The 24,079-nt window shown below is 43.0% G+C and carries 24 protein-coding genes; 9 read left to right on the forward strand and 15 right to left on the reverse strand.

All coding sequences use genetic code 11. The features are described 5' to 3' along the window. Positions 1–43: 43 nt before the first annotated feature. The 3 genes from CTT31_RS09955 to CTT31_RS09965 all read right to left on the reverse strand — a co-directional run bounded on the left by CTT31_RS09955 (position 44) and on the right by CTT31_RS09965 (position 2,856). Positions 44–1,657: a M56 family metallopeptidase gene (locus CTT31_RS09955; RefSeq protein ID WP_260491192.1), complete on the reverse strand. Its 1,614-nt coding sequence runs from the start codon at positions 1,655–1,657 to the stop codon at positions 44–46. Then, a complete protein-coding gene (locus tag CTT31_RS09960) occupies positions 1,657–2,049 on the reverse strand; it encodes a BlaI/MecI/CopY family transcriptional regulator (RefSeq protein WP_260491193.1) in 393 nt (130 codons plus the stop codon). The genes CTT31_RS09955 and CTT31_RS09960 overlap by 1 nt, the downstream gene beginning before the upstream one ends. A gap of 342 nt (positions 2,050–2,391) precedes the next feature. Further along, the gene (locus CTT31_RS09965) at positions 2,392–2,856 is read right to left on the reverse strand and encodes a nuclear transport factor 2 family protein (protein WP_260491194.1); all 465 of its coding nucleotides are present in this window, start codon (positions 2,854–2,856) and stop codon (positions 2,392–2,394) included. Between the two features lie 329 nt (positions 2,857–3,185). Here CTT31_RS09965 and CTT31_RS09970 point away from each other — a divergent pair, with 329 nt between their 5' ends. Further along, entirely contained in the window at positions 3,186–4,157 is a 972-nt protein-coding gene (locus CTT31_RS09970; RefSeq protein WP_260491195.1) for a transposase, read from the forward strand. Between the two features lie 364 nt (positions 4,158–4,521). On the opposite strand, the gene CTT31_RS09975 is transcribed toward CTT31_RS09970, so the two are convergent. Next, positions 4,522–4,938 (reverse strand): MerR family transcriptional regulator, encoded by a 417-nt coding sequence (locus CTT31_RS09975; RefSeq protein WP_260491196.1) that lies wholly within the window; start codon positions 4,936–4,938, stop codon positions 4,522–4,524. Between the two features lie 154 nt (positions 4,939–5,092). On the opposite strand from CTT31_RS09975, the gene CTT31_RS09980 reads away from it, so the two are divergent. Then, positions 5,093–6,013, forward strand: a complete 921-nt coding sequence (locus CTT31_RS09980) for an NAD-dependent epimerase/dehydratase family protein (RefSeq protein WP_260491197.1) — start codon at positions 5,093–5,095, stop codon at positions 6,011–6,013. A gap of 201 nt (positions 6,014–6,214) precedes the next feature. Here CTT31_RS09980 and CTT31_RS09985 read toward each other — a convergent pair whose 3' ends face one another. The 4 genes from CTT31_RS09985 to CTT31_RS10000 all read right to left on the reverse strand — a co-directional run bounded on the left by CTT31_RS09985 (position 6,215) and on the right by CTT31_RS10000 (position 11,342). Next, positions 6,215–7,255, reverse strand: a complete 1,041-nt coding sequence (locus CTT31_RS09985; protein WP_260491198.1) for an IS481 family transposase — start codon at positions 7,253–7,255, stop codon at positions 6,215–6,217. A 117-nt stretch (positions 7,256–7,372) separates the two neighbouring features. Beyond that, positions 7,373–7,681, reverse strand: a complete 309-nt coding sequence (locus tag CTT31_RS09990) for a hypothetical protein (RefSeq protein ID WP_211857718.1) — start codon at positions 7,679–7,681, stop codon at positions 7,373–7,375. Positions 7,682–7,794: 113 nt separating this feature from the next. Next, positions 7,795–8,808, reverse strand: a complete 1,014-nt coding sequence (gene sohB, locus CTT31_RS09995; protein ID WP_260491199.1) for a protease SohB — start codon at positions 8,806–8,808, stop codon at positions 7,795–7,797. Positions 8,809–8,912: 104 nt separating this feature from the next. Next, positions 8,913–11,342: a VolA/Pla-1 family phospholipase gene (locus tag CTT31_RS10000; RefSeq protein WP_260491200.1), complete on the reverse strand. Its 2,430-nt coding sequence runs from the start codon at positions 11,340–11,342 to the stop codon at positions 8,913–8,915. A gap of 196 nt (positions 11,343–11,538) precedes the next feature. Between CTT31_RS10000 and CTT31_RS10005 the strand changes: the two genes are divergently transcribed. Next, positions 11,539–12,282: a YciK family oxidoreductase gene (locus CTT31_RS10005; protein ID WP_017219153.1), complete on the forward strand. Its 744-nt coding sequence runs from the start codon at positions 11,539–11,541 to the stop codon at positions 12,280–12,282. Between the two features lie 254 nt (positions 12,283–12,536). Here the strand turns inward: CTT31_RS10005 and CTT31_RS10010 are convergent, their stop codons facing one another. The 6 genes from CTT31_RS10010 to rnm form a co-directional block, all read right to left on the reverse strand. Beyond that, the gene (locus CTT31_RS10010) at positions 12,537–12,941 is read right to left on the reverse strand and encodes a GFA family protein (protein ID WP_211857724.1); all 405 of its coding nucleotides are present in this window, start codon (positions 12,939–12,941) and stop codon (positions 12,537–12,539) included. A gap of 63 nt (positions 12,942–13,004) precedes the next feature. Continuing rightward, positions 13,005–13,865 carry a 23S rRNA pseudouridine(2605) synthase RluB gene (gene rluB / locus CTT31_RS10015; protein ID WP_039497594.1) on the reverse strand — a complete coding sequence of 287 codons (861 nt, stop codon included), beginning with the start codon at positions 13,863–13,865 and terminating at the stop codon, positions 13,005–13,007. Further along, positions 13,862–14,449: an SMC-Scp complex subunit ScpB gene (gene scpB, locus CTT31_RS10020; RefSeq protein ID WP_211857726.1), complete on the reverse strand. Its 588-nt coding sequence runs from the start codon at positions 14,447–14,449 to the stop codon at positions 13,862–13,864. The genes rluB and scpB overlap by 4 nt, the downstream gene beginning before the upstream one ends. 53 nt (positions 14,450–14,502) lie before the next feature. Continuing rightward, positions 14,503–15,297, reverse strand: coding sequence for a segregation and condensation protein A (locus CTT31_RS10025; protein WP_039497593.1), 795 nt, complete (start codon positions 15,295–15,297; stop codon positions 14,503–14,505). Between the two features lie 11 nt (positions 15,298–15,308). Beyond that, positions 15,309–15,929 carry an L-threonylcarbamoyladenylate synthase gene (locus tag CTT31_RS10030; RefSeq protein ID WP_010378577.1) on the reverse strand — a complete coding sequence of 207 codons (621 nt, stop codon included), beginning with the start codon at positions 15,927–15,929 and terminating at the stop codon, positions 15,309–15,311. A 4-nt stretch (positions 15,930–15,933) separates the two neighbouring features. Continuing rightward, positions 15,934–16,779 carry an RNase RNM gene (gene rnm / locus CTT31_RS10035; protein ID WP_211857728.1) on the reverse strand — a complete coding sequence of 282 codons (846 nt, stop codon included), beginning with the start codon at positions 16,777–16,779 and terminating at the stop codon, positions 15,934–15,936. Between the two features lie 435 nt (positions 16,780–17,214). On the opposite strand from rnm, the gene CTT31_RS10040 reads away from it, so the two are divergent. From CTT31_RS10040 to trpA, 6 genes are read left to right on the forward strand one after another with little or no spacing between them, the layout of a single operon-like run. Further along, complete coding sequence (locus CTT31_RS10040; RefSeq protein WP_260491201.1) at positions 17,215–18,792, forward strand: anthranilate synthase component 1; 1,578 nt, start codon at positions 17,215–17,217, stop codon at positions 18,790–18,792. After that, positions 18,785–19,366 (forward strand): aminodeoxychorismate/anthranilate synthase component II, encoded by a 582-nt coding sequence (locus CTT31_RS10045; protein WP_211857730.1) that lies wholly within the window; start codon positions 18,785–18,787, stop codon positions 19,364–19,366. The genes CTT31_RS10040 and CTT31_RS10045 overlap by 8 nt, the downstream gene beginning before the upstream one ends. Before the next feature lie 9 nt (positions 19,367–19,375). Continuing rightward, the gene (trpD, locus tag CTT31_RS10050; RefSeq protein ID WP_017219147.1) at positions 19,376–20,380 is read left to right on the forward strand and encodes an anthranilate phosphoribosyltransferase; all 1,005 of its coding nucleotides are present in this window, start codon (positions 19,376–19,378) and stop codon (positions 20,378–20,380) included. Continuing rightward, positions 20,373–21,737, forward strand: a complete 1,365-nt coding sequence (trpCF, locus tag CTT31_RS10055; RefSeq protein ID WP_260491202.1) for a bifunctional indole-3-glycerol-phosphate synthase TrpC/phosphoribosylanthranilate isomerase TrpF — start codon at positions 20,373–20,375, stop codon at positions 21,735–21,737. Before trpD ends, trpCF begins: the two co-directional genes overlap by 8 nt. A gap of 7 nt (positions 21,738–21,744) precedes the next feature. After that, on the forward strand, positions 21,745–22,929 hold the full coding sequence (gene trpB / locus CTT31_RS10060) for a tryptophan synthase subunit beta (protein WP_017219145.1): 1,185 nt from the start codon (positions 21,745–21,747) through the stop codon (positions 22,927–22,929). Next, a complete protein-coding gene (trpA, locus tag CTT31_RS10065; protein ID WP_211857734.1) occupies positions 22,926–23,732 on the forward strand; it encodes a tryptophan synthase subunit alpha in 807 nt (268 codons plus the stop codon). The genes trpB and trpA overlap by 4 nt, the downstream gene beginning before the upstream one ends. A 42-nt stretch (positions 23,733–23,774) precedes the next feature. On the opposite strand, the gene CTT31_RS10070 is transcribed toward trpA, so the two are convergent. Then, a complete protein-coding gene (locus CTT31_RS10070) occupies positions 23,775–24,047 on the reverse strand; it encodes an HU family DNA-binding protein (RefSeq protein WP_010374071.1) in 273 nt (90 codons plus the stop codon). Between the last annotated feature and the right edge of the window lie 32 nt (positions 24,048–24,079).

Raw genomic sequence — 24,079 nt, forward strand, 5'->3', positions numbered from 1 at the left:
GTAAATTAAAAAAGCCTGCATCTTACAGGCTTTCTTAAATGATTTATAACTTCGCCAGTAACAAAGAACCTGGTCGAGGTAAGCGAGGTAATATTGCCGGCGTTTTCGCATAATCCGCAGGTAAACGCTCTTTCAACTCGTTCACCTTTGTTTGGTTATTCAGTTTTTCGTATGCATAGTATCTTAGGATATCTTGATATGCTTGATTTTCAGCACTGGTTACAACATCACTGTTTAATACAACTAATGCTTTATCGTAGTCTGCCATTTCAATGTAGGCGCGTGCCAAATCAGTAGCGCTACCGATTTGAAAGCGGCTTTGCATTTTTTCAGATAGACTCTCTAATTGCTCCGCTGCCTGCTGATATTGCCCAAGGTGCATATAAGCTGATGCCAATCTGTTTTTTAAAAATGGCGGTTGAGTAGAGCCTTCAGGAAACCAACTATCGTAAGCGGTCAAGATTGCTTCGTATTGACCTAGCTTATGATAGGTTTGGTCGAGCAAGGTAAAGCTTTTTACTTTTATATCCAGCTCTTCAAAACCATTTAACGAACCGCGGTTACTATGCCAATTTAAAATGTGTGAAACCGCTGCTTTAAGCTGTGTTTCATCATTCGATTTCGCGCCTTTCGCCCCAGCGAGTAGCTCCCTCAATTGCTGTTGATATCGCGCAGACTTTTCACTCTTTTGTTTACTAGCTCCTTGTGTTACCTGCTTTTCAGAGACGATTTGGTTAGCAGCTAAGGCACTACAAGACAGTGCTGCCGTGATAATCATTAAATGGGATAATTTCATTTTCTTTTCCTTGTTTAGTGTTTTAACTCTTTGAATATTGAAACTTTTCGAGTGAGATACGGCTAATACTGAATGACCTAATGACGCATGTTCATACCGGTATTGATGTTCGAACAACAGTAAGCTGGCCAAATCGTATCTATATTTATCACTCAGTTTTTCCATGCAGCTTTCATCGCATCTGAGTTCGATTTGTTGTCGCGCCAAATTTGCTAACAACAAACAGAATGGATTCCAAAAGAAGACGCTTTCAGTCGCACATATTAGCCATAACCAATATGTGTCCTTATGCTTGATATGCGTTAACTCATGCTCAATCACGGAATCGAGTTCTGGTCGACCTTTCATCTTAAAATCTAACCAAATGGTGTGCTGTAATGGGCCTGTCGTAATTGCTGGGGTACTCAATTCTGTAAATTTTACGGTGCAAAACGAGTAAAGATATTGATGCTCTTCACTGATGTAGGCACCTTTTTCTATGCCTCTTAGTAATCTTTTATACGACCACACTCTCGCTAAAAATAGTCCTCCACCTACCACTATCAAAAATACAAACAAATTTGAAAACACTTGGTTTATGGTATAGCCAGAAAGCCAGTTTGATTCGGTTTGCAAAGTGGTTTGCTTGATGCTGTTCGGTGGAGTTGACCCTGAGTCTGAAATAGAACTCACCTCAATAGTGTAAAGCTCCAGATTTATTAAAAAAGGGGGTGGGGAGAGTTGCTGCCATGGAATTAGCCAACTCAATAACCCGACTACCAACACATAAAAGCGCATTCGTGCAGGCGCAGTTTTCAGAAAATAGCAGCTAGTCAAACTAAACATGCTGAGCAAGCTTGCGGTGAGTAAGTAATCAAACATTAGTCGCTCTCTTTCTTCTGCTTTTTGCTCTTAAGTAGGTTTTGTAAATACTCAATATCATCATCGTCTAAACTCTCTTCTTTAATGAAATGAGCTATCAGGCTGCGTGAACTACCTTTAAAAAAGCGATCCATAAAACGCGGTGTTGCCTGCTGTGAAAGCGCTTGCTGAGTCACTTTTGCTTGATAGACAATTGACCTCCCCTGCTGACCACAGCGCTCGACTGCACCTTTTTGCTCTAGTCGATCTACGATTGTTTTGACTGTGTTATAAGCCACTTTTTTTGTTCTTGTATCATCTGTAAGAAGATATTTATGAAGCTCACTGGCAGTACATGCATTTTGTTGCCAAAGTAACTTCATCACGTCTAATTCAAATTCACTGAGTTTCACTTATCACCTCCATTACTACATTTGTAGTTTTAAACCACTACAGATGTAGTTGTTGATACCCATGAAGTCAACTAGAAATTTTTGGTGAAAAAACAGAAAGTGAAGCTATACATGAAAGCTTCATTACCTTGAAGGAAAGTGAGGGTGTGCAACAAACTCCCCCAAGGAGCGCATTTTGCGTTCCTTGGTTAAAGCCTTTATATGGATAATAACAACTCAAATTAGGGTAAAGTGAGACTCAAGTTTTAGCTACAACTAAAGCTCTCTATGTTGTAGTTCTATTGATCGCTATTGATCGCTGACACCCATCACTAATGTGTTAAAGCGTTTGTATGGTATTGATTACCCGTGGTGTCGACGAATGTGCTTAACTAAGCCCGCTTGATTAAACTCAAGTGAAACAATATTGGTTTTACTATATTCAATAGTTTTATCTAAATGAGCAGGTTTTACTTTACCTGATTCGGTCATTTTTACAAAGACGACATTAGCGCCAACCATTACCTCATTTATTTCTATTGAACTATGAATGACTTCATCTTTTAATTTATTAATCATATCCTCTCGGAGTTTAGATTTATCTGTATAAGTAAATTTAAATTTGACGTGTTCATCGATAAAGTCATCAGAAAGCAGTGAGATATAGTTTTCTATCTCTTTAATTGTTGTATTTGGCTGTTGACGCGAATTTTTTGCCGCTACAAATACTTTTGCTTTCTCAATTAGTTGCTCTGATGTGAAATTATCATGTGCACTACTAGAAAATGAAAAAAGAAAACAAAATAACACTAATATAAATTTATTCACGGTTTTTCCTTCCTGCTATGCCTAGACATAATGAATCCTACACGATGCTAGCCTCCGCTTCTTCGTGAGTTAGCTTAAAGCCAGTGCCATAATTAGTTTGTCAAATAACTAAACAGCAGAGGCTAGCATGAACAAACATAACATATTTTTCATTAGCCTAGATACTCATAAAGAGCTTGTTAAAGTCGCTTATGGTGAAGAATAACGAGGCGCTCAACCCGTTCATTTTGATCAAGAGTCAAATCGCTGACGCCCACCACTAATTTGCACCTTCCTAAGATACCGCCTACGCTTTAATTCTGCACTCAAAGGGTTGAGGAAAACAAACTATGGCAACTGCCCGTAAAAAGCAAATCAGTTTAACCGACACCAAATACTACCATTGTATCTCCCGTTGCGTAAGGCGCGCGTTTCTGTGCGGTGAAGATAGATTTACCGGAAAATCATACGAACACCGCCGGGATTGGGTTGAAGAAAAGCTATTGATGTTGGGGTCTGTGTTTTGTATTGATATTTGTGCTTATGCTGTGATGAGTAATCACACTCACATTGTTTTATATGTTGATGATACAAAGGCTAAGCGTCTGTCGGATAAAGCAGTTGTGATACGGTGGCACAAGCTGTTTAAAGGTAATTGGATAAGCCAAAAGTTTACTGAAGGTGAACCACTCAGCGAATCGGAACAATTGATATTCGACGAGCAGGTTGATGGATATAGAGAAAGACTCGCAGATATTAGCTGGTTTATGCGGGTACTTAACGAAGATATCGCCCGCCGAGCAAATAAAGAAGATAATTGTACAGGTCGGTTTTGGGAAGGACGATTTAAATCCCAAGCATTACTGGACGAGGCAGCACTGGCTGCGTGTTTAGCATATGTAGATTTAAACCCCATTAGAGCCAACATCGCCGCAACGCCTGAAACCTCAGACTACACCAGCATCAAAAAGCGCATTGACCATGCAAAATTAGGAAAACAATCAAAAAGCCTACTACGCTTTGCTGGCAGCCCACGAAAACATATGCCAAAAGGCCTGCCCTTTGAGCTCAAGTCCTATATTGAGTTAGTTGAACTCACAGGACAGTGTATTCGAGCCGATAAACGCGGTTATATTAACGAAGCGCAACCCATTCTTACTCGACTCAATATAGAGCCTGAAAACTGGATAAAACTCACTACGCAATTTTCTCGGGTATTCCACGGCGCGGTTGGAAGAGAGCGAACAATAACCGCTTACTGTGAAACACTCCAAAAACGACGACGGACAAACCTAACAAACTGCGAGCGCTTGCTGGCTTAGTAAAACTCACATTCTCAATTCTCGAATTTCTTACAGCTGCATTTGCAGCGCTTTGTCGTGCGCGATAGCTCAATTTTAGTGTAGCGATACGCTTACCCGCCAAAGGTCACACTATCTAAGAACGCTTTTGTCCATATTCTTTAAGTGTTTCCGCACGTTTTAATCTCACTTTGCCAGCATAGATACAAATAATAGTGGGTGTCATCACTTCATCACACGGTATGTGAAGCTCACAGATTGGGGATTTGCTAATACTAAACGTGCTTTGTTATACACGCAGCATTAGAAATGGCTGTCCTTCTTTCTTTTCTTCTTTCTTTTCTTTGTCCTTCTTTCTTTTCTTTCTCCTCCTCTTTTTTTGCATCTACCTCCTCCCTTTCCCCATCCCCATTTGTGATATCACTCGCTTGGCATTGTCGGCACACGCCATGTCACCCGGTTTGGCTTCTATGTCATTTAGGATGGAGTTTAATTGTCGTTTGTTGTCTGCAAGCTTTTTCTCCATCAGTTCAATATCAGCAAGTTTTCGACGTAAAGCGTTAAGTAACTGATCATGTTTCCAGTCACTTAGATCACTCGGAAGTAATTTACTCAGCTCATCTAAACTAAAGCCTGCTTTTTGACCATTTGAAATTAAATGCAATACAGTTTCAGCTTCAGGAGGATACGTCCTATAACCATTGGCAGCGCGCTTAACTAATTTAAGTAGGCCAATATCCTCATAGAATCGAATTTTCGACGTCGCCAAACCTGTTCTTTTTGATAATTCACCAATTTTCATAAACTCAAATTCCTACTGCACTCAGTCTGCTACCTTAAATGAAAAAGTCTGTGCTTATCCCAAACAATAGCAGATAACAGAAATTAAGTATTGACCTTCAAGTTTACTTTAACCTTATGCTTGCACAAAACAGATACAAATTAAGGTGATTTTTATGCAAACAATACTTGGAGCAAACGGTCAAATTGGTAGTGAGCTCGCCCGAGCTTTAAAGAAAGACTTTACCGATAACATTCGTCTTGTCAGCCGAACACCAAAAAAGATAAACAACACAGACGAATTACTCAGCGCTAATCTACTTGACGGCAGTCAAACGCAAAAAGCAGTAGCAGGCTCTGAAATTGTTTACTTAACCGCAGGGCTGCCGATTGACACAAACATGTGGGTTGAGCAATTTCCTATTATGATGCGAAATGTCATCGATGCGTGCGCAAAACATAATGCCAAATTAGTGTATTTTGATAACACCTATATGTATCCGCAAAGCAATGAACGTCTCACAGAAGAAACACCTTTTTTGCCATATGGCGAAAAAGGCAAAGTTAGAGGACTAATAGCGAGTATGCGGCTCGATGCGATGAGTACAGGCCAAGTCAATGCGATGATTTGCCGCGCGCCTGAGTTTTATGGACCGGGTAAAACGCAAAGTATCACCAATACAGCGGTTCTTGATAAGCTGCGAGCAGGCGATGCTGCGAAAATCTTTATCAGCGATAATACGTTACGTACCTTGATATACACGCCAGATGCTAGCAGAGCAATGGCGTTACTAGGCAATACCTCTGATGCATATGGCCAGACATGGCATCTTCCATGTGATGACAATCGACTCACTTATAAGCAAATCGTTAACTTAGCGAGCGAAATACTCGGCATTCAAGGCAAGTATTCAATATTAAAGAAATGGCAGCTATCACTGCTAAGCATTGTTAGCAAACCTATAAGAGAAACACGAGAACTGTTACCTCGATATGCAGTCGACAACATATTTGTATCAGATAAATTTAAGCAGCGCTTTACGGAGTTTGAAATTACCACTTACCGAGATGGACTAACAACAACTCTCAAGGAATGACGACGTTATTTGATACCTAGATCATTAGGCGTTAAGTTAAGTGCTACAACTAACATACGCTTTGGCGAGGAACAAACACTTAAATTGCTAAACTTGGACTCTGTACGGGAAATTGCACCGCACAGAGTTGATGTGTACTAGCTCAGACTTGACCTGACAGTTACCCGTTTTTCAATCGGTGACTGTCAGTCTAGATTCTGCCTAGATTTGGGCTAAATTCTTTTCAACCCAGATCGATTTCCCATCTAATAATGTTTCAAATGGCGTTCTACCACAGCATTTTTTTCCTTGATGAGTTCGGTCATTATTGTAGTAATTTATCCACTCGTCCAGATCCTTTTGGAGTTCTTCCAGAGAGCTGTATAACTTTTTGCGAAATGTCACTTGATAAAACTCTTGAAGTATCGTTTTGTGGAAGCGTTCGCAGATACCGTTTGTCTGCGGCGACATTGCCTTGGTTTTGGTATGGTCTATATCGTTGATCGCTAGATAAAGCTGATAATCATGGTGCTCAACCTTACCGCAGTACTCAGTTCCACGATCAGTGAGGATCCGTAGCATAGGTAGTTCGTGCTGCTCAAAGTAAGGCAAAACTCTATCATTCAGTAGATCTGCTGCTGTGATCGGTGTTTTAGTGGTGTAGAGCTTTGCAAACGCAACTTTGCAATATGTATCAACAAAAGTTTGCTGATATATACGGCCAACTCCCTTTAGGTTTCCAACATAAAAAGTATCCTGTGAACCAAGATATCCTGGGTGCTCAGTCTCAATTTCGCCGCAGGCTTCATCGTCCTGTTTTTTCTTCTCAAGGGCTGTTACCTGGGATTCTGTGAGAATGAGACCTTCTTGGGCGACTTTAGCCTCTAGCGCTTTCAGACGCTTTTTAAAGTTTTCCAAGTCATGGCGCAACCAAACAGACCGCACGCCACTGGCAGAAACAAATACGCCTTGTTTTCTTAACTCATTGCTAGCTCTGACTTGCCCGTGAGCTGGAAATTCAATCGCATAGGTGCAAAATGCTTTTTCAGTCTCTTCATCTACACGGTTCTTCAGGTTTGGTGTTCTACGCGATTTATCGATGAGTGCATCAATACCGCCTTCATCAACGAGCTCTTGATAACGATAAAACGTATCTCGCGAAACCCCCATCATTTTGCAGGCTTTAGATACGTTTCCAAGCTCTTCAGCTAGATTGAGCAAACCAGCTTTGTGTTTAATGATTGGATTGTTAGTATGTAACATGAGAGTTACTCCTTAGTTGTTTTGAACAAAGATTCGACACCTTTATCAAAACGGGTAACTCTCAATTTTTCAAATCGAATTGTCAGGTCTGGTCAGAACTAATTCAGTTGATGCTTTTTATCTCATTCCTTTCAGAATTTCGACAATCTCTAGGGTGTTTTCGAGTACCCTGATGACTCTACCTTCAACGCTTATCGTTACCAAATCCCGTTCTCTGTCACGATAAATCACTTTGCCATGGTCGTAGATATCTGGATCTAAGCGCTCCCCAACTTGGAGCTTTTTTTGCCAACCTGGCGGAAGTGGCTTGCCCTGCTTCAACTTTTTTTCAAGGCCCGGCGGTAACTTCTCCGGTTTAGCATTCGCCTGATTTAAACCTATAGTCAGACTAAAGGTAAGTAGGGAAAGTACAATAACTTTATTCATAACAACCTCTCTTTTAGAGCGCGGCGTCATGCGTTTTGTGAACACAACGCCGTCTATAAAGTATTGTTAATAGTTTGAAATAAAGCTTATTGATATAAACTGAACAACAATCACTAATATTTAGATTGATTTAGCTTTGTTAACGCTTTAACGGAGAAACGTTCAATGGCGAGCCCCAACTGAAGTCCAAACTTCTCAGCAACGCCTTTTTTAGCCTTATAAGCCACCTTATAAAGCTGGTGACTTTCATTTAATGACATAAGTAAATCGTCACTGGTTGAGATTTCATCGACTAATTTAAGCTCTAACGCTTGTGTACCAAACCAATGTTCTCCACTGGCGACTTTCTCAATATCAAGCTCGGTACGATTATCAGAGACAAAGTGCTTGAACAGACCGTGCGTTTCCTCAATCTCCTCTTTAAACTTTTCTCTGCCTTTATCCGTATTTTCACCAAACAGCGTGAGTGTACGCTTATACTCACCAGCGGTTACCATTTCAAAATCAACGTTATTCTTTTTCAATAAACGATTGAAGTTGGGGATCTGCGCAATCACACCGATTGAACCAATAATTGCAAATGGTGCTGCAATAATCTTATCTGCAACGCAGGCCATCATATATCCGCCACTTGCAGCAACCTTGTCCACACAGACGGTTAGAGGAATACCCGCTTGCTTGATACGCGTAAGCTGCGATGCACCAAGTCCATAGCCGTGAACAACCCCACCACCACTTTCTACCGACACTACAACCTGATCCTTTCCTTTATCTGCAATCGTTAAAATAGCGTTGATCTCTTCTCTTAAACCCGCGACCTCGTGAGCGTCCATACTCCCGTTAAATTCAAGATAAAAAACGTTTTTCTCTGCTTCTTTATCTTTATTTTTTTGCGCTTTTGATTGCGACTTATTTAGGGCTTTTAGCGCCTTTTTATCAAGTGTTTGCTGCAAAAACTGCTGCTTAGATTGCGCCAGACTGTCGCTTAAATCGGTAAATTCAATTTCACCCTTTTTCGATTTTGGTTTTGAGCTTGCTCCCACCATCAAAATAATGACGACTGCAATACCAAAGATAATGGTTACTGTCTTGGCTAGAAACAACCCATATTCAAACAAAAATGCCAAGTCGTTCTCCTCATTTAGCTCATAAAGGGGCCCATTTTCTTTCAATATAAAATGGACACAAAAAAGGCCGCTAGTTGCGGCCTTTTATAGTCTCGAAAAATGTCTTAGTTTGCAACAACATCCGAGTTAGATACTTGTAAAACCAAACCCTTTGACTTCAAGAAGCTTGCAACTTGTGTTTGCATTTCGATTGACGCAGCCGCGTGTCCTGCAGCTGTGCCACCGGCTTTTTCATCAAAGCCTGTGGTCAAGATTGAACTATGGTGACCTTGAGAGAACTTCACCACATAACTTCCAGGTGTTCCGTCTTGACTCATTTGCGTTTCACTTGCAGGCATTAATCCCATGAAACCAGCAAGTGGTAAGCTACCAGACAAGAAGCTACGTTCTGTTGTTGGAGGGATAACCAAGTCAGCTGCATTGCCATCAACACCACCCGTAACAACGCTCATATATACTGGCGTTTGTAGCGCTTTCACGGAAGCTGCATAGTTAAGTGGATCGGCACTACCTAATGCGGTTTGTGCTGCAAAACCAAACTGCGTCACCGTACCATCAATCAGTGCTAGTGTCGCGGTGTCTCCAGCCGCTTCTAAATTCGCTCTAAATGTTCCATATGCACAAGAAACATATTTGCTTTGATCCGCAGCAAACGTACCACAGTCAGCAATTGCACCTTCTTGCAGATAGGCATTAAACGCTTGCGATGCGAGATTACCTGCAGAACTCAACACGGAGCCTTGTACAAACGGGCCAAATGATTTTGACTCAATCAAGAAATTAGCAATGCCCGAGCCACCACTTGCAAGTGCTGCTGACTCAACTTTAAAGAAGCCATCAATTGCTGGATTTAATGGCGCATTGGTTTGAGCGAGGAAGCTTGGGCCTACAACCGAACCAAGCGAGTGACCTAAGTAACTAACTTGCTGGGTATTAAAGTTAACTTGACCGCCAGATGCTAGATTGATGAAGTTTAAGCCTAAACGTAAACCCATTAAATCTGCTGCTGATTGCTTTAAGTTATCACGCGCAACCAACAACGATGTTAGGTTCATGTAGGACAACACGCTACCTGTCGAGGCATTAAAATCATCAGTGCCATCACCATCGATATCTAAACCGCGAGCACCGTGCATTGGGTGATCGATCGCAACTGTGGCAAATCCAGCTTGTGTTAATGACAACGTCAAGCCAAGCATGTCTTCTTTTTTACTCGTGATACCATGTTGCAAGATAACAACAGGCCAGCCGCCTTCAGGGCGCTGAGACTCATCCGCAGGCATTGTGATTTGCACAGGAACATTAGCAAGCCACTGCTCTTTAGGAATTGGATTGTACTTAGTCAAGAACTTAGTACCATCTAAACCTAAATCTCTCAGCTTTCCACCCGAAAGTGTATTACAAGCGATATCATTTGGTTCAGTTGGTTCTGGTAAACCACCAGCTTGCGCCGCATATCCAGCGACAGCTACCGCGCTGTCGCAGCGTGCTTGCCAATAGGTATCAGCTAGCGCAGAGATATCTTTATTTTTTGGTTGTGATAAGTACTGAGGTAGTTGTATTTGACCTTGCAATAAACGCACGCTTCTAAAAGCAGGTAAAATAGCATCAGGCACTTTTCCTACAAGGGCATCAGCAACGGTGATCACCGGTTGTGCAGGTACAGCGACAACAGGGTTAGCACCGCCCTGTAATTTTGCGGCTAACAATTGCTTAGTCGCCGCCAATGCGTGACCTGTCGACTGTGTCGTCATTGCAGCTGTATATATAATCTCTTCTTTACTCACCGAGCCCGCAGCAGTTACCGCCCCTTCATAGCTACGAATCACAGCCTGTAGAGATTTCTGAGCATCAGTTACCAATGGCGCGTCTTGGCGCAACAACGTGTAAGTCGAAGAAGCATCTACACTTTGACCTTTTGAGTCTTTAAGACCTTTGGTCAAAACAGTAATATACGTAGTTTCAGGTTTGAATGGTTTAACTGGGATAATAACTAAACCGTTACCTGTGCTATTAGCCATGGTAACGAAATCACCATCCGGGCCAAATTGTAATTCAGCAATTGGCTTACAAGCGATACCTGAAGGCACCTGAGCACAGTCTTCGTCGGTTTGTAATGGTCCACCCATTGCAACTTCAAAAATTCGTACAGAGCCCGGAGTCATGACGCTTTGCGCATCAAGTGTCAAACCATTTGGTGTCGTCATGTCGATAACGTAAGGCATTTGTGTCGACCAACCATCTAAGGCGCCAATCACAATACTAGGGTTTGCATAGCTTGCACGCGTTACCAGAGGGTTACCTTCACCATCTTTCACTCCTAACATTTCGTCAGGTAGATTTAAGGTACCGTCTTGAGTGCCGGATAAAAGGATATCGTTTGGAACTGAGATCACACCGCCCGATGGATCAAATTTAACAGAAATCGTTGGAGAAACGGGTGTAGTATCATTTTTTACATCTTCTAACGTTTCACCGCCTCCACAGCCAGCGAGTGCTGCTGATACTGCGAGTGAGAGTAGCATTTTTTTCATTTTATAGGCTCCGACATAATCTTATTATTATTGTGATAATTCTCGTTAAATCTATGTAATTGCATTTTTAATAAGACATTAGACCAGTTAAACTTAACTCAAACTTTGTTATTTCGCCAGCCATATTTACAATAAATTCGCTAACTTGCTACTGCATTGTGATAAAATAGCCCAAACATCTTAATTGGAGTCCAGAATGCAGACTTATCAAGCTCCTGAAAACGCACTAGCGAATAAAACGATACTAGTAACAGGTGCTGGCGACGGCATCGGCCGTGTTGCGGCAATTAATTACGCCAAATATGGTGCAACGGTTATTTTATTGGGCAAAACCACCAGTAAACTAGAAGCCGTTTATGATGAAATTGTTAACGCCGGTTACCCACAGCCTGCAATTGTACCTTTAGATTTACGTGGTGCAACCAAACAACACTTCCGAGACTTGGCTGCCACTATTGAGCAGCAATTTGGGAAGCTTGATGGCTTGCTAAATAATGCTTCTATTTTAGGCTCTTTAGGTCCAATGGAACACTTTTGCGTTTCAACCTTTGAAAACATAATGAAGGTAAACGTAACAGCCCAAGCGGTGATCACTAAATCGCTATTCCCAGTAATGAGAAAAGCACCTCACGCTTCTATTGTCTTTACTTCATCGGGTGTAGGACGTAAAGGTCGCGAGTTTTGGGGAGCATATGCAATTTCTAAATTCGCAACCGAAGGTATGATGCAAACTTGGGCCGAAGAAGTGGGTAAAACCAATATTCGCATCAACTGCATTAACCCTGGTGCGACAAGAACAAGTATGCGTGCATCAGCATTCCCAGGTGAAGATAAAGATAAACTAAAAACACCTGAAGAATTAATGCCAACATACCTGTACTTGATGTCTGATGACTCAATCGGAGTTAATGGCCAATCTTTAGATGCCCAAACCTACTAACTAGTACTTTAAAGGCTGCAAATCCACAATTGCAGCCTTCTATATTAACCTGAGGTTTGGATAAGGAATGTTCCAACTCATTGTTGCTAAAGCACAACTTAATTTTTTCCTTGTCTAGCCAGAGAGTTTTAGGGAAAACAAGGCGAATTTACGCACCAATAGCTGGCTATTGGAAGTGAATTCAACGCAGTTAGCGCTAAAACTGGCTGCTAGAAAGGCATTAATTATCCGCAGCTCAGGTTATATTACCTAAGTTAATCTCTCGGCAAGGTTTCAAACGCCTGCACTTGCTCTAATTTTTCATCCCACTTAGCTTTACTCGCGATAAATAAGTGTGCGGTTGGCGTAAGGCTCGGTGCATCATCTAAGCTACCGGCAGGTACCACTAAACCAACAGGCTGCTGGTTTGGTAATGCAGAACCACAACAAGCGCAAAAGGCTTTAACGTGCTTAGTATTCGGTAAAGTAAAGCGGGTTATTAACTTTTCGCCCGTAAGCCAAGTTAACACTGCATTTTGAAAAAATAAATTCGCAGCATGTGCGGAGCCTGTGTCTTTTTGACAATATTCACAATGGCATAAATAAAAGCCCTGCGCGTTGCCCTCTACAAGATATTTAACCTGACCACACAGACAACTACCAGAAAACATCTCTTTCATTTGCATCTCCTTATCAAATACAAAAACACCAGCTCACTAGGCTGGTGTTTTAAAAAGCTTAAATTACTTTCTTCTTGGGGTTTTGACCCTTTGATTATGCTTTTTCACTGCTTTGCGGATCTTATTAATTTTCGCGCGCTTGTCTTTACGCTTTTCCGGCATGACCGACAACTTAGTTTGCTGCTCGGCTCTCATGCTTACCGATTTACGTAAGTAGTTAACATCTTCTAATTTTAATTCTTCCCATCCACCTTGTGGCAAGCGCTTGTTAAGCTCCAATTTACCATAACGGATACGGATCAAACGCGACACTTCAACCTCTTGCGACTGCCAAAGACGCCTGACTTCACGATTACGCCCTTCGGTCAGTGTTACGTTGAACCATTTATTCAGACCTTCACCACCAAGTGGCTTAATCTTAAGGAATTTTGCAGGACCATCTTCTAGCTCAACACCTTTGGTTAATGTACGCAACGTTTGATTTGTTACTTCACCAAATACCCGGGCAGAATATTCACGTTCGACTTCGTATTTTGGATGCATCAAGCGATTAGCTAGCTCACCATCATTGGTAAAGAGTAACAGGCCTGATGTATTGATATCTAATCGCCCAATAGCTATCCAGCGGTCACCATCTAACTTTGGTAGCCTATCGAATACAGTACGACGACCTTGAGGGTCGCGACGAGTACACAGCTCACCTTCTGGCTTATGATACATAAGTACGCGACAGATGCGCTCTTCTTGCTGTTCTATTTTAACAATATGTCCATCTACACGGATCACCGAAGTCTCTTCCACTCGGTCTCCTAGCTTGGCAACTTTTCCATCTACACTTACGCGGTTAGACTCAATATACTTTTCCATTTCGCGTCTTGAGCCAACGCCAGCTCTTGCCAATACTTTTTGTAGTTTTTCACTCATTTAGATGGTTCTCTCACAGAAGGATCGTTTAATAACTGTTCTATTTTCTCATTATGTTGCTCAGGTAACCGAGGTAATTCCCCAAGACCAGATAATGAGAAGTAATCTAAAAATTGTTTTGTCGTTGCATACAATGCAGGCTTACCCGGTACCTCTTTGTAACCCACCACTTTTATCCACTCGCGATCTATCAAGCTTTTGATAATATTAGAACTCACGGTAACCCCGCGAACTTGCTCGATTTCGCCTCGAGTGATTGGTTGTCGGTAAGCAATCAATGCCAAAGTCTCAAGTGTAGCACGTGAGTATTTTGGTGCTTTTTCCTGCCACAGTTTACTTAGCCAAGGGCTCAAGCTCGGGCAAGCTTGAAAACGGTATCCGGTACCAACCTCAACCAGCCTTACACCGCGAGTTTGATAATGATTTACCAGTGTTTCCAGTGCCTGATCAATACGCGGTGATGACACGCTGATATCTTCCAGCACAGTTTCTTTTAAGCGCTTTTTAGATAACGGCTTATCTGAAACGAAAATCGCTGCTTCAACCAATTCAACCAGTTGTTCATCGCTAACGCGTCTTTTCATATTTTATGCTTGAAGATAAAAATGCGGAGTATAGCAGAGGCTGCAGCCATCCCCTAGCCTTTTAAATGCAGGTAAATCGACGCTGCCGTTGCTGACTGAATATAGTCAACCAATTGCTCCTTAATGAGTTCGAGCATGGCAATAAAAGTAACCACCACACCACTGCGCCCTTCGTCCAAGGTAAAGAATCGCGCAAATTCTACCGGCTTATTCTGTTCTCGTAGCAATTGCAATATAAAACTCATACGCTCTCGAGTCGAAAGTGCTTCTGCGGATATATGATGGTGCTCAAAGGTCTTGGCTCTAGCCATCACTTCCGACAGCGCCAAAAGTAATTCCCTCAGTTCAATGTCTGGGAATTCTGGCTCATTGTCGGTACTACTGTCTACCAGCGCATGAGCGACAAAGATATCACGCTCAACACGAGGGATCTCATCTAAATTCTCAGCGGCTTGCTTAAATTGCTCGTATTCCTGCAAGCGTCTCACCAGCTCTGCTCTGGGGTCTTCCTCTTCCTCTAACTCTTCGTGTTTTGGTAGTAGCATTCTTGATTTTATTTGTGCCAGCAAAGCTGCCATCACTAAGTATTCACCCGCAAGTTCGAGCTGCATGTCCTTCATCATTTCAACGTACTGAACATACTGCTGAGTAATACTAAAAATCGGTAATTCTAGAATATCTAATTTATGTCTTTTAATAAGATAAAGCAGTAAGTCCAACGGGCCTTCAAAGGTCTCTAAGATAACTTCTAGGGCTTCGGGAGGAATATAAAGATCTTCCGGCTTTTCAATTACCGCTTCACCGTGTAAAAAAGCCAGCGGTAATTTCTGTTGGAGTGCTTCTGTCATCTCAACATGCGTTATTCAAAAGGCGATGTATCGCCACAGCCACGACGCAAAATTTCAATGGTGTCTTCAGACATATCAATAACTGTGGTTGCTTGCTCGATTAAATAGCCACCGTGAATTATTAAGTCTACGTGCTTCTCAAGACGCATGCGGATATCATCGGGGTCAGACTCAGTAAACTGCTCTCCTGGCAAAATCAAAGAACATGACATCAAAGGTTCACCTAGTGCTTCCAACAAGGCGCAAGTAATTGGGTTATCAGTCACACGGATCCCGATGGTTTTTTTCTTCTCATTGAGCAAACGACGAGGAACTTCTTTCGTCCCTTTAAAAATAAACGTGTACGGACCGGGCGTATTATTTTTAATCATCCTAAACATTTGATTATCGACACGGGCATAGGTCGAAAGCTCCGACAGATCACGACATAAAAGAGTGAAGTTATGGTGCTTTTCAATGCCGCGGATCCGCTCTATCCGCTCCTTAGCTTGCTTATTACCGAGGTTGCAACCAATGGCATAGCCGGAGTCGGTTGGAAACACCACCACGCCACCTTGTTCAATAATATCAGCCGCTTGGCGAATTAAACGCGTTTGCGGGTTATCTGGGTGAATATGAAAAAATTGGCTCATAAGCTTATTCCTCTTTGCCTCCCCAATGACGCCAAACTCCTTGACAATCTTTAGGTAAATACAAGTTACGACCAAGGTCGACCCAAGGCATTGGGAAGTGGAAATCTGACCCTTGGCTTGCTAACAATTCAAACTCTTGACTTAGTCGCCCCAAAAATTGGCGCTCAGTAGGCGCTTGCTGGGGCTGTGCAACTTCCATTGCAGCTCCCCCAACCGCTTTAAATTCAGCAATTAACTTTCTTAGCCACTTATTCGACATCTTATATCGAGCAGGGTGTGCCAGCACACTTACTCCACCCGCAGCGTGAATAGCAGAAACGGCCGTTTGTATATCGCACCACTGACTTGGCACATACCCAGTTTTGCCGCGTGCTAAAAATTTATTGAAAACGCTTTGCACGTTTTTAGCCACGCCCCGCTCAACCAGCACTTGAGCAAAATGCGCTCTGGTGATCTGCGCAGTTTGGGCAAGTGCAAGGGCATCTTCGTAGACATGCTCATAACCCTTTTTGGCTAATCGCTCGCCGATTTCTTTTGCTCTGGCTTCTCGCTTTTGCTGCTGTTCGTGCAGCAGCTTTGTTAATGCTTCATGCTCAGGGTCAAAATTTAATCCAACAATATGGATCTCAAAGCTTTCCCATTTTGTGGAAATTTCAACGCCATTGATAAGTTCTAACGTGAGATTATTTTGGCTAATGTAGTCACGGGCAGGCTGGATCGCATCTATCGTGTCATGATCTGTAATTGCAAGAATATCAACGCCTTTTTCCGTTGCTCGCTCAAGCAATTCAGCAACAGCTAAGCGGCCATCGGAAAAAGTAGTATGGCTATGGAGGTCATATTTAATCAAAATGTATTAACTATCTCTATGAATTATCAACGTTTTGATTATATCACAAGTTAACTGATACGACCTTAGGTTATTTTCTGATATTTGCCCTTGACACTTGTAGCAAGAATAGGGTTTACTGTAGCTAATTTAGATTAAACAACGAAATATTCACAAATGAACAAACAAATTCAAAAAAACATTTGGTGGTGGCACTCGAACTAAGCGGGTGTGTTTCGTTATATCTACGATTTATCAACCCGCGCAATGTCGCGGGTTTTTTTATACTTTTAGAGGCTTATATGAACAACAATATCACAGTAAACACAATTTGGTGGTGGTGGATGCCCTAGCGGGACGGTATTGTTGTGTCTGAACAATAACCCCCGCAGAGCTTAGCTTTCGGGGGTTTTTTATTTTCTAAACAGAATATCTAGAAATTAAGAGGAATGAGGTTTGATTTTTAGTCACATAACGACCACACCAGGTGAGGTCACCAGCATAAGACAAAGGCGCGATTATATTGCCAGCCCACTGTCTTTATACGCAGGTTTAAACAAAACAAACTCGTTACTGCTCGAATCAGCAGAAATAGAGTCTAAAGACAATGTGAAAAGCATCGTGCTTGTGGATAGTGCGATTCGATTCGAATGCAATGGCGCCCAAGTCATTGCCAAAGCCTTGTCTAACAATGGTGCTCAGTTGCTACCGTACCTTGCGCAAAAGGTCACTAATTGTGACGTGATCCTCAATGATAATACCTTGACGCTCACGTACAACGCATTGGAAAGTAACATTGATGAGCATACAAAACTAAAAGCGGATAACGCCTTTAGTGCGCTCAGAACCTGTATCAATGAAATTAAACGTAACTCAGATACGCCGTTTTCCGTCTTTTTAGGTGGTGTATTCGCCTATGATATGGTGGCAAACTTTGAGCAACTTCCTGAAGTACCAGATGGGGACAACGACTGTCCCGACTATGTTTTCTATCTCGCTGAAACCTTAGTTGTGATCGATCATCAAGCACGAACTACTGAGCTCATTGGTAATGTTTTCAATGGCCCTGAAGTTCACGCCAATTGTTTTGAAGTAGGCAAACAGCTAGAAGAGCTAAACAGTCAATGTGACCAAATCACTGAATTTCAGTTTGAGCCACAAAGTGGCGGTGCAGACGTCAAAGTCAATGTGAGTGATGACGAATATTGTCAACACGTTGAAAAGTTGAAAACCAACATTATCAACGGTGACATCTTTCAAGTCGTTCCCTCTCGCACTTTTTCACTTCCTTGCCATAACTCACTCGCCGCCTATAAACAGCTCAAACTACAAAACCCTAGTCCCTACATGTTTTATATGAAGGATGAACGCTTTGTACTATTTGGTGCATCTCCAGAGTCGGCGCTCAAATATTGTGAGCAGAGTAACCAAGTTGAAGTCTATCCCATCGCAGGAACGAGACCACGAGGTAAGTTTGCTGATGGTAATATCAATCCAGATTTAGATAGTCGCATTGAGCTTGAGCTGCGCAACGATCAAAAAGAGCGTGCAGAGCACCTTATGCTGGTTGACCTTGCCCGTAACGATGTCGCACGGATCAGTATTGCAGGTACTCGACACGCAAAAGAATTATTGAAAGTGGACCGCTACTCACAAGTCATGCATTTAGTATCACGCGTCGTTGGCCAATTAAAGCCGGATTTAGATGCGCTTCACGCCTATCAGGCTTGTATGAATATGGGCACTCTCGTCGGCGCACCAAAAGTTAAAGCCGCAGAACTTGTTCGCCATACAGAAAAGCAGCGTCGTGGCAGCTACGGCGGAGCGGTAGGTTATTTGATGGGCAATGGCGCGATGGACAGCTGCATCGTCATTCGCTCCGCGTTTGTAAAAGATAACGTTGCTTACGTGCAAGCGGGTGCAGGTGTTGTGTTTGATTCAAATCCACAAAGCGAAGCAAATGAAACCAAAGCTAAAGCCATGGCAGTGATTAAAGCAGTACAGTCCACGTATGAAGGAGCAAACCATGACTAAGGTATACTTTTTAGATAATTTTGATTCTTTCAGTTATAACCTTGTGGATGAGCTTAGTTTGCTAGGGCTCGATTTGATCGTTTATCGTAACAATCTCTCTGCCGAAACCATTTTCAATAAAATGTGTGCAGAGGTTGATCCAGTGATATTAGTTTTATCACCTGGACCTGGCGCGCCATCGGAAGCAGGCTGTTTGCTCGCGTTAATTGAGCTATGTAAAGGTAAATTCCCCATGCTTGGGATTTGCCTCGGTCAACAAGCCCTAACCCAAAGTTATGGTGGTAAAGTTGGCAAAGCGGGTGAGACGGTACATGGCAAATCTTCTATTATTGAAGCGGATGAGCATCCGGTATTTGCCGGACTTGGGACGCAATTCCCTGTTGCGCGTTATCACTCTCTGATGGCAACAAGCGTACCACCAGCACTACAAGTGATCGCGAGATATCAGGCCATTCCGATGGCTATCTATCACAGTGAACACAAAGTAATTGGCTATCAATTTCACCCAGAATCAATATTGACCCCCAATGGCGCTCAGCTATTACAACAAAGTATCACGTACCTTAGCGCTTAGGAGAGCACGATGGAAAAGTTACAACCTCTATTACAGCAACAAGATTTATCGTTCGACGCCGCCAAATCCTTGTTTAGCGATATTATGGCTGGACAACTGAGCGACATCGAACTTACCGCAGCGCTGCTTGCGCTAAAGTTTAAAGGTGAAACAGCGGCGGAAATAGCCGGAGCAGCTCAGGCTATGCGTGATCATGCCACCGCATTTGACAAGCAAGACCTACTCGCAGCAGACAGCTGTGGTACGGGTGGCGATGGCACAAATACCATCAACGTGAGTACCACCGCCGCCATTGTCGCCGCAGCATGTGGTATTAATATGGTCAAACACGGTAATCGCAGCGTGAGCAGTAAATCAGGTTCCGCTGATTTACTAAAAGCACTTGGGATCAACATTGATATGACCCCCGCACTTGCAGAAAAATGCTTAGCAGAGACCGGCTTTACCTTTTTGTTTGCACCGCATTACCACGCTGGTGTAAAACATGCTATGCCGGTTCGCACGCAACTAAAAACACGCACGATATTTAATATTCTCGGGCCATTGGCAAACCCAGCTAAGCCTGAGGTGCAATTACTCGGCGTTTACGACCCTGCCCTTGTTTTACCCATGGCCGAAACGTTAAACCGCTTAGGTACGAAACGAGCGATGGTAGTTCACGGTAGTGGCACAGATGAAATTGCCCTACACGGCGAAACGCTAGTCGCAGAAGTAAAACATGGTGAAGTGACGCAGTACACCGTTACCCCAAGCGATTTTGGACTAGAAAACTATTCACTTGAATCTATTGCTGGTGATACGCCAGAATATAACGCGAAAGCGAGCCTTGCGATCTTAAATGGTGAAGGCGAAGCTGCACACAATGCAGCGATCATTGCAAACGTTGCAGCCTTGTTGGTATTAACCGATAAGGCCACAGATTTTAAAACCGCAAGCCAACAAGTACGCGAAGTGCTTGCAAGCAAAAAAGCCATGACAACCTTGGCTAACATTGTAGAGGTGAGTAATGGCTAATGTATTAGAAAAAATTGTTGCCGATAAAGTCGAAGAATTAAAAACGCGTAAGGCGCTGCGTCCGTTAAGTGACTTTATCGACGAAGTAACCCCCACCACGCTGAACTTCACCGCTGCGTTGGCGCAAGCTGGAACACAATTTATTTTAGAGTGCAAAAAGGCGTCACCTTCAAAAGGCCTTATTCGCTCACATTTTGATTTGACTGAAATTACCAGTGTTTATCGTAAGTACGCGACATGTATTAGTGTACTAACCGACGAAAAATACTTTCAAGGCAGTTATGAATACCTTGCCACGGTGAGAAAGCTGGTTGATCAGCCTCTGATCTGTAAAGACTTCTTTATTGATGAATATCAAGTTTATCTCGCCCGCCTACACGGTGGCGATGCCATTCTTTTGATGTTGTCTGTATTAAATGACGAAGAATATTTGGCACTAGCGAGCGTGGCCAAATCACTTAATATGTCGATTTTAACGGAAGTAAGCAACGAAGAAGAAGTGAGAAGAGCGCTTGCGTTAGATGCTGAACTTATCGGTATTAACAACCGTGACCTCAGAGATTTATCAACGGATTTAGCAACAACAGAGAAACTAAGAAAGTTAATCCCAGAAGACAAAGTGGTGATTTCAGAGTCTGGCATATACACGCACCGCGATGTGAAACGCTTATCACCGATTTGTGACGGCTTTTTGGTCGGCAGTTCACTGATGGCTGAACAGGACTTAGAACTTGCTTGCAGACGCTTGATTTTGGGCGAAAACAAAGTGTGTGGTCTTACTCGAAGCCAAGATGCGCAAGCAGCTTATAAAGCTGGAGCGGTATACGGCGGTCTTATCTTTTATCCAAAATCGCCTCGTTATGTCGACATTGATTGTGCGAAGGCCGTTGCTGATAGTGCGCCGCTCAAGTACGTTGGTGTGTTCGTTAACGCACCGCTTGAGCAAGTTGCAGAGTATGCGCAAATATTAAAACTGAGTGCAGTGCAATTACATGGCAATGAAGATGAGCTGTACATCGATACCCTGCGAAAACAACTTCCAGTTACCTGTCAAATTTGGAAAGCACAAGGTGTGGACACAGCACTGCCAAGCCCCTTCGCTGGCGTAGACAAGCAATTGTACGATACCAAAACCGACACTGCATTTGGTGGCACGGGACAAGTGTTTGATTGGCAGCTATTAAATCGTAGTTCGAGCAATTATATGTTGGCTGGCGGCCTAAACCCCGACAATATTCACGGTGCCGTTAATATAGGTGCCGATGGTCTTGACCTAAATTCAGGCGTTGAGCAATCGCCTGGTAAAAAATGCGCTCAAAAAATCGCTAACGCGTTTACACAAATTCGAAAATATTGAGGTGGACATGAGTAATTCAGCTTATTTTGGTGACTTCGGAGGCATGTTTGTGCCCGAGTTACTCGTACCTGCGTTAAAGCAGTTAGAACAGGAATTTTATAAATCACAAAAAGACCCAGAATTTCAGCAGGAGTTTTATCAACTTTTGAATGAATTTGCGGGTCGCCCAACACCACTGACCAAGACACGCAACTTAGTTAAAAACCCTAAGGTCAAACTGTACTTAAAGCGTGAAGATTTACTTCACGGTGGTGCACACAAGACTAACCAAGTGTTAGGTCAAGCGCTCTTAACCAAACGTATGGGTAAAAAAGAAGTCATTGCTGAAACCGGCGCTGGACAACATGGTGTTGCAACCGCCCTAGCCTGCTCCTTACTCGGCTTGAAGTGCCGGGTATACATGGGCGCTAAAGATGTTGAGCGTCAGCAACCAAACGTATTTAGAATGCGTTTGATGGGTGCGGAAGTTATCCCTGTTACCGCTGGCTCAGGCACATTAAAAGACGCGGTAAATGAAGCATTACGTGACTGGTCTGCAAACTACAAAACGGCACATTATTTACTCGGAACGGCTGCAGGTCCTCACCCGTTCCCGACGATTGTCCGTGAGTTCCAAAAAATGATTGGTGAAGAGGCGAAACAACAAGTACTAAAAGCGGAAGGTCGTTTGCCAGATGCAGTTATCGCTTGTGTGGGCGGCGGCTCAAATGCTATTGGTATGTTCGCAGACTTTATTGATGAAAAAGACGTTAAATTAATCGGGGTGGAACCGGCTGGTAAAGGCCTAGATACCGATGAGCACGGCGCTGCACTATGTAAAGGAAGTAAAGGCATCTTGCACGGCGCCTATACCTATATCATGCAGAACAAAGATGGCCAAATTGAAGAATCTTACTCTGTTTCAGCAGGTCTTGACTACCCAGCTGTTGGTCCACAACACGCCTACCTTCATGAAACTGGCCGCGCGCAATATGTTGGCATTACCGACACTGAAGCATTAAATGCCTTTCAAGCGCTTGCTAAACACGAAGGTATTATTCCAGCCCTAGAGTCAAGCCATGCTCTGGCATACGCACTAAAATATGCAGAAGCGCAAACCGAAGAAACGGTGATTGTTGTTAACTTAAGTGGTCGCGGAGACAAAGACTTAGCTCACGTCCACCAGGTACTATCTGAGCGAGGTGAACTATGAGACGTTATGACGCGATGTTCGCGCACTTAAATGAAAAAAACCAAGGTGCATTTGTTCCTTTCGTGACGATTGGCGACCCCAATAAGGCTCTCAGTATTGAGATCATCAAAAGCCTGATTGACGGTGGAGCTGATGCATTGGAGCTCGGTATTCCATTTTCCGATCCCATCGCCGATGGTCCCGTTATCCAAGCTGCTAACATCCGTGCATTAGAGCAAGATGTTAATACGCAAGACTGTCTTGAGATCATCGCCGAAATTCGTCGTTACAACAGTGATATTCCAATTGGTTTGTTGCTTTACTCAAACTTGATTTTTGCTCGTGGTATTGAGCAGTTTTATCAAGACGCCAAAACTGCGGGTGTGGATTCTATCTTAGTTGCTGATGTGCCACTGCACGAAGCCAAACCGTTTAGGCTCACTGCAATGGCAAATGATATTGCGCCAATTTTCATTGCCACACCGAATGCCTGCGATGATACGTTACGAGAGTGCGCCACCCGAGGTCGTGGCTATACTTATTTACTTTCGCGTGCAGGCGTGACTGGTACAGAAACGACGGCACAAATGCCGGCAACAGAGATGATCACCAAACTTATCGAGTATCATGCTGCGCCGCCACTGCTAGGGTTTGGTATTTCTGAACCGGAGCATGTAAAGCATGCGATTAGCTCAGGTGCAGCAGGTGCGATAAGTGGCTCTGCGGTGGTGAAAATCATCGAAAAACACTTAGATGATCCTAGCACTATGTGCTTTGAGCTAAAAACCTTTGTTGCGCGAATGAAAGCTGCAACGCAAAAGTAATATTACTTTCAAGCCAGTGTTAAACACTGGCTTTTCTTAGAATTAACGCAAGTTATCTTTTAAGGCTTTAGCAGGCTTAAACAATACCTTGTTTTGTCCCTCAATGGTGATGGTCTCACCTGTTTGAGGATTACGTCCTTGCTTTGGGGGATGATAACTTAACGCGAATGTCCCAAGTCCATTAATTTGCATCTGATCGCCTTCTGACAAGCGCTTTTTAGTGGCCTGTAAAATGACATTTAACACCGCCTGTGAATCTTTCTTTGTTAATCCACTAATTTCCGCCATTTTTGTAACTAAATCGCTCTTATTCATGCAAATACCTCTGAACCATTGAATGAGCGCAG

Origin of the sequence: Pseudoalteromonas maricaloris (assembly GCF_024746855.1) — a bacterium.
In the GTDB taxonomy this organism is placed as follows: Bacteria; Pseudomonadota; Gammaproteobacteria; order Enterobacterales; family Alteromonadaceae; genus Pseudoalteromonas; species Pseudoalteromonas maricaloris.